Below are 12,458 nucleotides of genomic sequence, written 5' to 3' on the forward strand. Positions count from 1 at the left end.
AATAACTTTTGTTTATAATGTTAAGCAGAATATTTTGAATAGAAAGAGTTTATCATATTTAGAAGTCAGTCTCTATAAAACAATTATTACTTTTTTATTATTATCAGTCAAAATAGTGAAAATTACTATCAATATTTTTTGTTTTTTACAATTAAAGGTACAAATTTGTAGGACAACTAACTCCTTCATACATTTTTGTTATGTAATATTATTCAAATCTAGATCTAATGCTAATAATCCCTAGGAAGAGATGTTGGTATAGTTTTTGCAATAGTTTATGTATAAAACAATTTGATGGAGTAAAATATGATTAAAAAAAAATTATTAGGGAGACTTTTAGCTATTTCTGCTATAAGTCTATTGTTATTAATGTCCTGTGGTTCTAATGAAGAGCAAAAAAGTGCTGGGGAAACACAAACTCCAACAACTACTAAAAAAACAACCCTTGAATTAGTGAAAGAGAGGGGAAAGGTTGTTGTCGGTGTAACTGCAGGAGTTCCTGGTTATTCTGCACCTGATAGTGATGGAAAGTGGCAAGGGTTCGATGTAGACCTTGGTAAGGCTATTGCTGCAGCAGTTTTAGGAGATGCTGAAGCTATTGAGTGCAGACCTCTAAGTGCTAAAGAGAGATTTACAGCCCTTCAATCGGGTGAGATAGATGTTCTAAGTCGGGTAACTACATGGACAGCATCTAGGGATACAGGTTTAGGTTTAAACTTTGCCGGTGTAAACTACTATGATGGCCAGGGATTTATGGTAGCTAAGGATTCTGGTATTACTTCTTTAGCAGATCTGGATGGAGCAACAATAGCTGTCCAAGCTGGAACAACAACAGAACTAAACCTCTCTGACTATTTTAGAAAAAATGGTATGGACTTTGAACTTATTACATTTGAAAAAAATGATCAGGCTACAGCTGCATTGGAAGCTGGAAGGGCTGATGCTGTTACTAGTGACCAGTCCCAATTATACGCTTTAAGAACTAAATTTAAAAATCCAGAGAACTTTATTATGTTATCTGATGTTATTTCTAAGGAACCTTTAGGTCCTGTTGTAAGACAGGGAGATGACGAGTGGTTTAATATTGTAAAGTGGACTCTTCTAGCCATGGTTAATGCCGAGGAGTATGGAATAACATCTGAAAATGTAGATGAGATGAAAGCTTCAAGTAGTAATCCTAGTGTTAAGAGGATTCTAAGTGTTGAAGGTGAAATATATAAAGGATTAAACCTAGAAGCAGACTGGGCATATAATATTATCAAGCAAGTAGGTAACTATGGAGAGAGTTTTGATAGAACACTAGGTAGTGGATCTCCATTAAAAATTGATAGAGGATTAAATGCTCTATGGAATGATGGTGGGTTACAGTACGGTATCCCTATTAGATAACTCTACCACAGGTTAACACCTCTAGTAGATAGAGGTGTTTTTTTATTTTTATACAGGAGTTTCACTTATGAAGAAAATTAATTTAAGGAATCTTACACTTCAAAGCAGTATTATTGCAGTTCTTTTGGGGCTCTTTATTTTCTTTGGATTTACATATGTAAAAAATATTAATGAGAGAAATATCGGTATTGGATTTGGATTCCTAGATGATACTGCAGGTTTTTCTATTAGCCAGACTTTAATAGATTATGAGGAGTCTGATAGTTTTGCAAGGACCTTTGTTGTTGGTCTTTTAAATACTTTGTTGGCATCATTTATAGGGATTATATTGGCTACAATTTTAGGTTTTTTTGTTGGTCTTCTAAGAATGTCAAAAAATAAACTTTTAAGTGGTGTTGCTAAGACCTATGTAGAGTTTTTAAGAAATATACCACCTCTTCTACATGTTCTTTTTTGGTACCAAGTTGTTTTTTTAAATATTCTTCCACCATTTAAAGAGTCATTAATTATAAAAAATTGGATATATATAAATGTTAGGGGAATAACTGTGCCTGCATTTATCCCTGGAGATAATGCCCCTACTTTTAACATACTATTTTTTCTTGGACTATTCGGGATATTTTTTATTAGTAAAATTAAAAAGGATATGGTCTTAAGAGGTGTTCATAGAAGGTTGTGGCCGTGGACTTTGTTGGCTATTTTTACTCCTATTATCTATGCTTTAATAACATCTCCTTATAATATTGTTTTACCTGTTATTACAAAGTTCAAATTTTCATCTGGAATGACATTAAGACCTGAACTCTTCTCTGTAGTAGTAGCCCTTGGAACATATACTTCTACTTATATTTCGGAAATTGTTAGAAGTTCAATTGTGGCTGTTCCAAAGGGACAAATGGAGGCAGCTCAAAGTTTAGGATTTTCAGCTTGGGACAGACTAAGGCTTATTATTGTTCCTCAAGCAATGAGAACTATGATTCCGCCTGTAACAAATCAGTATCTTAATATTATTAAAAATACATCCCTGGGAATGGCTGTAGCATATCCTGATCTTACATCAGTTTTTGCTGGTACTACACTTAATCAGACAGGACGTGCATTAGAAGTTATGTCTTTAGTAATGGTTACTTATCTTGGAATCAGTTTAATTACATCTCTGTTAATGAACTGGTATAACAAATCAATTATTAATAAAAAGGGTGTAATGATTAGCAAGGAGGAGATTCCCTATGATTAAAAAAATAAAGGATGATTATTTTAACTCTCCGCTGAACTCTATTTTAACTTTATTAGCTCTATATGTGGTAGTACGGTTTGGAATATGGTTTCTAAACTGGGCAGTATTAGATGCGGTTTGGGTTGGAGATAGTAGGGATGTTGCCACTGGTGAGGGTGCTACCTGGGCTTTTATTGTAAATAAAATACGTTTTTTTATGTTTGGATTTTTTCCTAAAAAGGAGATCTGGAGAATTTTAGTTGCAGTGGTACTAATTATTTTTACAATGATCCCATATTTTATTAAAAGTATAAAACATAAGGTCTTTATATTAGTTGGACAGATGATTCTATGGCCAGTTATTATTGGATTCTTTCTCTCAGGAGGCTTATTACTAGAGAAGGTTTCAACCAATGATTGGGGAGGACTTACACTGACTCTGATATTATCCCTGTTAGGTCTTTTATACTCCTTCCCTATAGGTGTTATTTTAGCACTCTCTAGAAGAAGTGAACTCCCTGTAATTCGTGGATTATCTATAGCATACATTGAGTTCTTTAGGGGAATACCCCTAATAACTATACTTTTTATGTCATCTGTGGTTGTTCCGTTTTTTTTACCTTCAGGTGTTACTATTGATAAAATTGTAAGGGTTGTAATAGGGATGACATTTTTTCAATCCGCATATTTAGCAGAGGTAATTAGGGGAGGTTTACAAGCTATTCCTAAGGGCCAGTATGAGGCAGCTGAGTCATTAGGGTTTAGGTTTAATTTGCAATCCTACTTAATTATATTACCCCAAGTTTTTAAAATTACTATATCAAATATTGGTGGAATCTCGATTTCATTTATTAAAGATACAACCCTTGTTCTTATAATTGGGATGTTTGATCTTTTAGGAATTGTTAACCCTTTAGCTAGTGATAGTAATTGGCTTGGAATGGAACCAGAGGGGTTAATCTTTGCTGGGATTGTATACTGGGTTATCTGCTACTGGGTATCGCGAATAACAGACAAAGCAGAAGAAAAGTTAAATAGACTACCTATTTCAGGAGAAAAAAAATGATAGAAACTAAAGATAAGCCAGAACTTACTGGTTCTGAAATAAATGGAGAAGAGTGTATTATTACCATTGATAAGGTCAATAAGTGGTATGGAGACTTTCATGTCCTAAAGGATGTGGATCTTGAAGTTTTTGCAGGTGAGAAGATTGTTGTTTGTGGACCATCTGGATCTGGTAAATCCACACTTATACGATGTATAAATCACTTAGAGAAGCATCAAAAAGGTAGTATTAATGTTATGGGTCATGAGTTAACAAATGATATTAAGGATATATCAGTTATTAGACAGGAAGTTGGGATGTGTTTTCAAAGCTTTAATCTGTTTCCCCATCTCTCTATCTTAGATAATCTTACCCTTGCTCCTATTTGGGTTAGAAAGATGTCTAAAAAGGATGCGGAAAAAATTGCATGGAAATACCTTAAAAGGGTTAATATTGCTGAGCATGCTCATAAATTTCCAGCACAACTATCTGGTGGACAGCAACAACGTGCAGCTATTGCTAGAAGTCTATGTATGCAGCCTAAGATTATGTTATTTGATGAACCTACTTCTGCTCTAGACCCAGAGATGGTTAATGAAGTTTTAGATGTTATGGTATCCCTTGCAGAGGAGGGAATGACAATGATTGTTGTAACCCATGAAATGGGTTTTGCTAGAAGGGTTGCTGATCATGTAATTTTTATGGATGAAGGGCGAATAGTGGAAAGACAGGTTCCAGAGAAGTTTTTTAAAAACCCTGAGAACGAGAGAACCATAGAGTTTTTAAAACAGATCCATGCAATATCATAGGATTTATTATGGCTATAGGTTAGTAATACTAACCTATAGCTTCAACCTCTTTATTTAGTTTATCAGAAATTAACTTTGCAGTAGAAAATGCTGCTTGGATATTATATCCCCCAGTATCTCCATCAATATCTATAATCTCTCCAGCAAAATAAAGACCGGGTATTAGTTTAGATTCCATGGTTGTTCTATTAATCTCTTGAGTATCAACACCTCCAGAAGTTACCATTGCTGCATTAAAATCCATTTTAGTTTTAACTTTGAATAAGAAACTAAGTAGGGTATCTATTATTCTATTTTTCACTTTTTTATTTAGTGATTTTATTGTATGGTTCCCATCTAGGCTAAGGAACTCTATTAAAAGATCACCCATAGAAGATGTTATACCTAAGGATTTTAAAAACTTTTTAATAGTTACAGGGTTTGATTCATTTATAAGGTTTAAAATCTCACTTCTTTTTTCTTCTCTATTTTCACATGGGATAAGAGTTAACTTTAATAAATCACCATCCCTAATAACCCTTGAATTATTTAAAATCCCTGGTCCTGATAGACCCTTATGGGTAAATAGAACATCTCCATTGGCTGTATGGTATCTTTTATTCTCTCCATCTCTGTAGAATTCAATAAATGAGTTTTTAATTGAAGTACCACTTATAGTTTTGAATTTATAATTCTCAATATATAAGCCTGTAAGAGCTGGTTCTGGCTTAATAATCCTATGACCTAATAATTTAATTATGTTATATGATGAACCATCAGATCCTGTTTTAGGGAATGATTTACCCCCAGTAGTAAAAACCAATTTTTTGCAGTAGATTGGTTCGTTATCTGTATATATTTTAAAACCACTATCCAACTTCTCAACACTATTTACTTTTAAATTGTATCGGATTTTACATCCATTTTCTGTGAGTTTTTTATATAGGATATCTATTACAGATTGGGCTCTTAAGCTTTTAGGAAAGACCTTTCCATCTTCCCTGATGACTATATCTAATCCTGCCTTTTCTAACCACTGCCTTGTATTCTCTGTAGATAAGTTTAATATTGCAGGTTTTAGGAAGTTACACTTCTTTTTATCTCCAAACCTTTTAATAAACTCCTGTGTATCATCCATATTAGTAATGTTACACATTCCTCCACCGGTTATTAGGATTTTTTGTCCTAATTTTTTTGTTCCTTCAATTAGGAGGTTATTATCTCCTTTAAGGTTTGCCGCTAAAAAAAGTCCTGCAGCACCACCACCTATTATTACTGTATTGTTCAAATTAAACCTTTTTAATATATATTCTAGAATTTCTTTCTAGGTTATATTTCTCTTTTTTCCAAATAGGGAGATCATCGATATTTCCTTTCTTAAAACCTATAGATTCAAACCAATCTGATGTTTTTGTAGTTAATACAAATATCATTTTTGCGTTCCTCTCTTCTCCTCTACTAAGAAGGTAGTCCACTATAGCCTTACCTGAACCATTTGTTTTAGAGGATAAATCTGTCGCAAGAGCTGCGATCTCTCCAAATCCATCCTCTTTAAGATGTAGTGCTCCACAGGCATGTATCTTATTATCTATTTCATATACTACAAAGTCATGTAAACACTCTTCCATCTGTTCTTTGGTTCTACTTAATAAAATACCATCTTCAATATATGGCTTCATTATTTTTAAAACATCAGGGATATCATCATTAATCATTGGTCTTATCTGTTCGTATGCATTAGAGTGGATCATTGTTCCCTCTCCAGTATTGGAGAAGATCTCTTTTAATATAATACCTTCAACCCTTCCATCTATTATATGTACTCTTGTAACTCCGTTCTCACAGGCATTTACACCCAGTTCAACTAATCCCTGGGCATATCCTCTATATTGTTTGGCCTCTTTTAGGGACATTTGGCTAACACCACCTAATTTATCATGTTCTCCAATAAAGAAAAGTTTACTTGAACCAAGGGTTATACTTATTGAGGATGCTAGATCTCTGCTACTTATATTGTATGGCTTTCCTAAACTATTCCATCCTATACATGGAAATATTGGAACTAAATCATCATTAATAACTTTGAAGAGGGGATCTCTGTATATTTTATCTACAACACCAGTCTCCTGGTAGTCTATACCCTTAATTACTCCCTTTCCTCTTGCGTGGACCCAATTCCCTATTACTGCAGGGATTTTTGACCGACTAAGGGATGTCATTATACTATTTGCTACATCAAAGGCTGCCATTTTTATAAATGGGATAGTCTCAGAAGTTGAGATCCTAATTCCGTCTATAGAGTTTGTTTGTACATTGTACTGCTTTAGAATTCTATCAATATGGTCATGGGCTCCAGGTACAATTACAATATTAATCCCTGACTCTTTAAGCATTGCAAGATCTTTAATAAGACTGTGGAAATTTTCTCCTTCTATAATACTATTTTCAATCTGAAATACAAATGTTTGGTTTTTAAACCTTCTTGTATAGAAAAAAACTTCCCGTATTAGGTCTACGCTCTCTCTTAATTTATCTCTTTTCATATTTTCCTCAAAGAAATTATCTTTTAATACTGGATTTTAGTAAAGTAACTATTTATCATATCATCTTCAAACTCTTTGTTGTCTTTATACTCTCTATTAAAAACATCCATCCATAGGTTTTTATCCTCCATGCACATGTAGAAAAATACTTCTTTATGCCAGGGTTTAAAAGATTTATACAGGGTGGAAAACATTTTCTTTTTTATATCATAGGTATAAGATTGTTTCCCTTCTGCATCCTCTAAAGGGATCTGTAGTATTTTTGTCCTAAAGTCCCTCTCTCTTATCTGTTTTATCACGGGTTTTATAAAAGTTAATGTCCCAATTGATATAAGTGCTGTTCTTTTAGGATCAAACATCTCTATTATATTGTTTGCCAACTCTTTATATTCATCTTCCCATCCTTTGTAGTAGACCATGGGGTGGAAGTGGAAACCAATTAATACACCTTTTTCTTGTACTTCTTTTGCAGAAATTAACCTCTCCTCTAACGTTGCGGTTAAATGTTCTTCATTTTGAATAATAGTTGTTGTATTTAGGGACCAGGTACATATTATATTGGGAGGTACATCATTTTCTAATATATAATCAATATTTGAAGATTTAGTTTTTAACTCAAGTATTACATTTTTATTTTTTTTAGCAAAATCAAAGAGTAGTTTTAAGTTGTTTTCCCTGTTTCCCCACATTAATGAGTCGGATGATTGACCTGTTCCTATATGATATCTTTTTTTAGGGTCTAACTCTATTTTTTCTAGCTTCTCTTCTAATTTTTTCTCAAAAAGAACTTTACCTCCCTTATAAAATGATTGGATAGTACAGTAACTACAATCAAAACCACAATTAATTACAGAGTCTAGTGTTTTTAAGTTACAACAACGGGTTTTCTCTGATGCTACAGGACAATCTCCAAGGATTGTTCTATCCTCATTTATATCCTCAAACTTTATATCATCTTTTTTAAAGTCTGATTTTGGTTTAAAACCTTTATAATCTGTTGGTTCTAGTTTTAGTCTGTTCCAAGACTTTTTAATCTGCCCCATAATGTAGGTTTTAAGTTCCTTATTTTTTAGTTTAGAATCTGATACATCTGGCCATATAGTTTTTAGATTTCCCTCATCCCATGCCTCTAAGTCCAGTGTAATATCAATTAACTGTTTAATATCTTGATAAGAGAGTAGGTAGTCTGTAGAAACTCTCTCTATAAATTTTTTCTCTTCTGGTAAAACTCTCTGCCAGCTTTTGTTACTCTCAAATTGCCCAATCTTGCTCATAAGTAAATTATAGATTTATTTAGTATTCTTTTCTATCAGTTCAACACTTAGCAATCAATTATATAATGTTAACAACTTTTTAAGCTTGGGTTTTATTATTAAGATTCCTAGTATTGAAGTACCCCATAAAAGATAAAATGGTGTAAGGGTCTGTGTTGTAAGAGCTAATACTAGGCCAAAGAGTGCGGGGATATGAACCAAACCAATAGATACTGTATATATTGAGAAAATTGTAGAGAGATTAATACTTATATTTGTCTCACTATTTGTTATTATTATATCTTCTCTCTTATTTAGGCTATTAAATAGTTTAGAAATTTTAGTATTTGAGAAGTGAACATCATTAAAAATTTTATTATGTAGAATACAGCCAAAAACCAAGGATATTCCGCTTATAGTTGCGTAGATAATAAATATTTCACTACTTAATATCTCTCTATCTATTTCTAGGGATAGTCCTATAGATTGATTTACCATATGTAGATATATAATGTAAGGAATAATTGTTCCTCCCCAAATAATAAAAAATAATAGTTCGAACTTTTTAATCTCTCTTTTATCTTTATCGTTAAACATTATACTCTACTCCTCTTGAATATATTTTGAAAGATGCTACCCGTTTACCTCATTTATAGATATAATTTAGTCATCTTTCAAACTTTTTTTTATTTATTTACAGAAGTCCTTGGTAAAGGGGGGATGTTTCTAAATAATATACCTGTAAAGAATTTTTAAATTTTGATATGATATTAATATGACTTTTAATATAACTATATTATTGATACTAGGAGGGGGGTGGTTATCTGGAAGACTCTTTACCAGAATAAAATTACCGTCTGTTTTAGGTATGACACTTTTAGGTGTTTTTATCTCTATCTTCTTAAAGGAGCAGATTCCTCCAGTCTTATGGGATATTGCACCTTTCTTAAAATCGTTAGCATTAATCGTAATTTTGTTAAGAGCAGGACTTGGAATTAAAAAATCAGTTTTAAAAAAAGTAGGTAGAGCTGCCCTTTTTATGGCTTTTGTTCCCTGTCTATTTGAGGGATTATCTCTAACATTTCTTTTTTACTATTTATCACCCTTTGATTTTTTAACATCAGCCCTAACAGCATCACTGTTATCCGCCGTTTCACCAGCGGTAGTTGTACCTTCTATGCTTAATTTAAAAGATGCTGGATTTGGAAAAAAAAGAGAAGTGCCAACACTTGTTCTAGCAGGTGCATCCCTAGACGATGTTTTTGCTATAACACTATTTACCCTATTCCTTGGTCTATTAACAGGTGAGGGTTCTGGACTTGGTTCTACACTTCTTTCAATCCCAATTTCTATAATTGGAGGAATTATAAGTGGTTTAGTAATTGGTCTACTTCTAAGTTTCTATTTTAAAAAATATCATGATAGGTTAAAGGGTACAGAAAAAGCCCTAGTCCTATTAACTATTTCACTCTTTCTATTCCAAGTAGGAGAGTGGTTACATATTGCGGCACTTTTAGGTGTTATGACAGCAGGGTTTGTTGTCCTAGAGAAGGCAGAACATGCAGCCCATGAAACAGCACGACAGTTAAATGGCGCATGGGTTTTTGCAGAGATAATTTTATTTGTAATAATTGGAAGCTCTGTTGATGTAGAGGTGGCAATGGAAGCTGGCTTTATGGGGGTTTTTATTATTCTAGGTGGGCTTGTTTTTAGATCTTTAGGTGTTTATGTTGCAACTATTGGTTCTGGTTTATCATTTAAAGAGAGACTATTTTGCATAATCTCTTATCTTCCTAAGGCTACTGTACAGGCCGCTCTTGGTGCTGTAGCCCTTGAGAGGGGATTACCATATGGGAAGGAGATCCTGGCCTATGCAGTAATGGCTATTATCTTAACTGCGCCTTTAGGTCTAATAGGGATAAATATTTTGGGTCCAAAATTACTTAAAAAGGAGTTTTTATGAAGATAATTGGAATAAATGGAAGTCCTAAAAAAATTGGGAGTACAACACTAATAGGTCTTACTAAAGCTATGGAACAAGTTAAAACCCATGGTTTTGATACAGATATTATAGAGCTAAGTAGTTATTCTTTTACTGGGTGTGATGCCTGTGGTGATTGCAAAAAAACAGGATACTGTTCAATTAATGATGAATTTTCAAGCAAACTTTTTAATATTTTTAATGACCCGGAAGTTAAAGGTTTTATATTTGCCTCTCCAGTTTATTTTGGTGGTGTTACATCCTTAATGAAGAGCTTTATTGATAGGTGTGTTGTCTTTAGGAGAAGAGGTTTTGACTGGGAAAACAAGGTTTCAGGTGTATTAACAGTGGGAAATTCAAGAAATGGAGGGCAGGAGTTAGCTGCGATGGATTTAGTTGCATTTTGTATGATTCATGGGATGATAGTAGTTCCTGATGCTTCTCCTACTAGTCACTTTGGAGGAATACTACACTCAGGACATGATGGTGGTATCCAGTGTGATGACCTAGGATTACAAACAGCTGCAAACCTAGGCTTTAAAGTTGGAGAAGTTACTAAAAAACTTCACACTTAATATTTTTACTCTTTTGGTATAGAAAATCTGTGGCTTTCAAACTCTTCACCACCAAGCCATAGATCTATTTTAATTCCAGAATCCGTTCTTGATACATCGGCATGTTTTACCTGCCAACCTAAAAGATCTAAACGGGATGACCCTAAAAGATCATGACCAGTCATCGCCCCATAATAGCCGGCTAACTCTGGTCTTTTTTGGCTATTTAATGCCTTTTCCATCTTTTCAATCTCTTCATCGCTATGGTGGTTGCTATCTAAGACACATAGATGTAGACCCGACTCCTCCTGATGGAGGGAGATAACCATTCTTTGGGGATCTTCTTCTAGTATGTAACTAGAGATTTCACTTAATAAATTTAGTATAATATCCTTTCTTCTCACTTCATTTTACTCCTAAATGTATCTTTAAACTCGGTTTTATTAGTTTTATACCACTGTATTACTGCAACAAAAATTGTAGCAGTTAAGCCTCCAGCAAAACCATTATTGTACAGATTTATAGCACCATGCCAACCACCTGTCTCCATAACCATAACTAGGTGTGTAAAACCAGCTAAGATTCCAACCTTCCATCCAAACTCTCCTGCAAGAGGGCCTAGTGTTGTTACAAAAATAGCTGCAAGAATAGGCCCAGGGGAGTTTAAATCCAGCTTAAAGAGTAGAGCACATAAAATTACCCCAAATACTACTGGCCAGCTATTTTTTAAGTTAGTACCAAATGCAGAGAACCCTATAATTGTAAGTAACCCACCAATAACAGGACCGTTAAAGTCTCCACCTATAATTATGGTATATAGAGTTCCTACTATACCAATTACTCCGCTATTAATAAGGGTTCCGGCTAAGGATTCTATATCCATAAAGTCTGATGGCAGTCTTCCTGGGATTTTTTGTATTTTGAAAAATGATTTAATTGAGTCTTTTTTATCAATAATTATTCCTAGAATTATTAAGAAGAGTGATAAAACAGGAATTAATAGTGTTAATAATGTGGACTTTTCTGAATACCATGCCATCTGTCCTACAAACTTGTGTCCAGAAATTTTAACAAAGGATGCTGCAAAAAGTCCTAAAAACCCACAAGTTAAACCCATATTATACAGGTTGTATCCTTGGTGTAAATGTAGCATTGCAACAGCTAGAGATGGTAGGAAAAAACCTGTTATTATCCCTAGAGAGATACCTGTTATTACCCCTAAAACTCCAGTTAAACCTATCTCAAATGCTATAAGACTAACAATAGGACCTAATGCTGTCCCAAAAAGTGCAATGATTATATACTCTTTAAACTCTTTCCCTACAAACTTACCAGACAGATATACACCTAAAATTATAGGTATTATATTTAATACAGTTTTTCCAAAAAGTCCAAATCCCATTAGGGTAAAGACCGCCGCAAATGTTGGACCAGATAGTTTTACATCTAATTTTAAGATTATAACCAAACCTACTAGTCCTACTAGTGCTGAGTTTATTAGAGCTCCACCTATTCCTGCAATAGAGATGAAGTCACTTATAAGTCTTGCTGGGGATAGTTGTATAGATACAAATTGAGTTATAGCTTGAGAAAAGCCATCATGAATTATACCAATAATAATAAAAAGGAGTATTATTGAGCTTAAAAGATTTCTAAGTATTAAGTGTTGTTTTGTCATTTTTTAATACT

At 33.6% G+C, this 12,458-nt stretch carries 12 protein-coding genes; 6 read left to right on the plus strand and 6 right to left on the minus strand.

The window, feature by feature from the left end; translation table 11 throughout:
- The first annotated feature begins 306 nt into the window (after positions 1-306).
- From EW093_RS09760 to EW093_RS09775, 4 genes are all read left to right on the plus strand, one after another.
- A complete protein-coding gene (locus EW093_RS09760) occupies positions 307-1,389 on the plus strand; it encodes an amino acid ABC transporter substrate-binding protein (RefSeq protein WP_149568222.1) in 1,083 nt (360 codons plus the stop codon).
- A 67-nt stretch (positions 1,390-1,456) separates the two neighbouring features.
- Positions 1,457-2,626, plus strand: coding sequence for an amino acid ABC transporter permease (locus EW093_RS09765; RefSeq protein WP_149568223.1), 1,170 nt, complete (start codon positions 1,457-1,459; stop codon positions 2,624-2,626).
- Positions 2,619-3,671 (plus strand): amino acid ABC transporter permease, encoded by a 1,053-nt coding sequence (locus EW093_RS09770; protein ID WP_149568224.1) that lies wholly within the window; start codon positions 2,619-2,621, stop codon positions 3,669-3,671. Before EW093_RS09765 ends, EW093_RS09770 begins: the two co-directional genes overlap by 8 nt.
- Complete coding sequence (locus tag EW093_RS09775; RefSeq protein ID WP_149568225.1) at positions 3,668-4,459, plus strand: amino acid ABC transporter ATP-binding protein; 792 nt, start codon at positions 3,668-3,670, stop codon at positions 4,457-4,459. The genes EW093_RS09770 and EW093_RS09775 overlap by 4 nt, the downstream gene beginning before the upstream one ends.
- Before the next feature lie 28 nt (positions 4,460-4,487).
- On the opposite strand, the gene EW093_RS09780 is transcribed toward EW093_RS09775, so the two are convergent.
- The 4 genes from EW093_RS09780 to EW093_RS09795 are packed head-to-tail and all read right to left on the minus strand — an operon-like array spanning position 4,488 to position 8,831.
- Positions 4,488-5,726: a BaiN/RdsA family NAD(P)/FAD-dependent oxidoreductase gene (locus EW093_RS09780; protein ID WP_187759665.1), complete on the minus strand. Its 1,239-nt coding sequence runs from the start codon at positions 5,724-5,726 to the stop codon at positions 4,488-4,490.
- A gap of 1 nt (position 5,727) precedes the next feature.
- Positions 5,728-6,981 (minus strand): amino-acid N-acetyltransferase, encoded by a 1,254-nt coding sequence (gene argA / locus EW093_RS09785; protein WP_149568227.1) that lies wholly within the window; start codon positions 6,979-6,981, stop codon positions 5,728-5,730.
- Between the two features lie 23 nt (positions 6,982-7,004).
- Complete coding sequence (locus tag EW093_RS09790) at positions 7,005-8,255, minus strand: spore photoproduct lyase family protein (protein WP_149568228.1); 1,251 nt, start codon at positions 8,253-8,255, stop codon at positions 7,005-7,007.
- Positions 8,256-8,309: 54 nt separating this feature from the next.
- Positions 8,310-8,831, minus strand: coding sequence for a hypothetical protein (locus tag EW093_RS09795; protein ID WP_149568229.1), 522 nt, complete (start codon positions 8,829-8,831; stop codon positions 8,310-8,312).
- A 178-nt stretch (positions 8,832-9,009) separates the two neighbouring features.
- On the opposite strand from EW093_RS09795, the gene EW093_RS09800 reads away from it, so the two are divergent.
- Both EW093_RS09800 and EW093_RS09805 read left to right on the plus strand, forming a co-directional pair.
- On the plus strand, positions 9,010-10,197 hold the full coding sequence (locus EW093_RS09800; RefSeq protein WP_149568230.1) for a cation:proton antiporter: 1,188 nt from the start codon (positions 9,010-9,012) through the stop codon (positions 10,195-10,197).
- Positions 10,194-10,790 carry a flavodoxin family protein gene (locus tag EW093_RS09805; RefSeq protein ID WP_149568231.1) on the plus strand — a complete coding sequence of 199 codons (597 nt, stop codon included), beginning with the start codon at positions 10,194-10,196 and terminating at the stop codon, positions 10,788-10,790. The genes EW093_RS09800 and EW093_RS09805 overlap by 4 nt, the downstream gene beginning before the upstream one ends.
- 5 nt (positions 10,791-10,795) lie before the next feature.
- Here EW093_RS09805 and EW093_RS09810 read toward each other — a convergent pair whose 3' ends face one another.
- Positions 10,796-11,173 (minus strand): hypothetical protein, encoded by a 378-nt coding sequence (locus EW093_RS09810; RefSeq protein ID WP_149568232.1) that lies wholly within the window; start codon positions 11,171-11,173, stop codon positions 10,796-10,798.
- Positions 11,170-12,447: a DUF1576 domain-containing protein gene (locus tag EW093_RS09815; RefSeq protein ID WP_149568233.1), complete on the minus strand. Its 1,278-nt coding sequence runs from the start codon at positions 12,445-12,447 to the stop codon at positions 11,170-11,172. The genes EW093_RS09810 and EW093_RS09815 overlap by 4 nt, the downstream gene beginning before the upstream one ends.
- Between the last annotated feature and the right edge of the window lie 11 nt (positions 12,448-12,458).

The sequence above is a fragment of the Thiospirochaeta perfilievii genome (genome assembly GCF_008329945.1).
In the GTDB taxonomy this organism is placed as follows: domain Bacteria; phylum Spirochaetota; class Spirochaetia; order DSM-2461; family DSM-2461; genus Thiospirochaeta; species Thiospirochaeta perfilievii.

What these genes read in the sequence shown, in the direction of transcription:
- EW093_RS09805 (WP_149568231.1), top strand. Translation starts at nt 10,194, where the DNA reads ATGAAGATAATTGGAATAAATGGAAGTCCTAAAAAAATTGGGAGTACA.
- argA (WP_149568227.1), bottom strand. Translation starts at nt 6,981, where the DNA reads ATGAAAAGAGATAAATTAAGAGAGAGCGTAGACCTAATACGGGAAGTT.
- EW093_RS09800 (WP_149568230.1), top strand. Translation starts at nt 9,010, where the DNA reads ATGACTTTTAATATAACTATATTATTGATACTAGGAGGGGGGTGGTTA.
- EW093_RS09765 (WP_149568223.1), top strand. Translation starts at nt 1,457, where the DNA reads ATGAAGAAAATTAATTTAAGGAATCTTACACTTCAAAGCAGTATTATT.
- EW093_RS09770 (WP_149568224.1), top strand. Translation starts at nt 2,619, where the DNA reads ATGATTAAAAAAATAAAGGATGATTATTTTAACTCTCCGCTGAACTCT.
- EW093_RS09815 (WP_149568233.1), bottom strand. Translation starts at nt 12,447, where the DNA reads ATGACAAAACAACACTTAATACTTAGAAATCTTTTAAGCTCAATAATA.
- EW093_RS09795 (WP_149568229.1), bottom strand. Translation starts at nt 8,831, where the DNA reads ATGTTTAACGATAAAGATAAAAGAGAGATTAAAAAGTTCGAACTATTA.
- EW093_RS09790 (WP_149568228.1), bottom strand. Translation starts at nt 8,255, where the DNA reads ATGAGCAAGATTGGGCAATTTGAGAGTAACAAAAGCTGGCAGAGAGTT.
- EW093_RS09760 (WP_149568222.1), top strand. Translation starts at nt 307, where the DNA reads ATGATTAAAAAAAAATTATTAGGGAGACTTTTAGCTATTTCTGCTATA.
- EW093_RS09775 (WP_149568225.1), top strand. Translation starts at nt 3,668, where the DNA reads ATGATAGAAACTAAAGATAAGCCAGAACTTACTGGTTCTGAAATAAAT.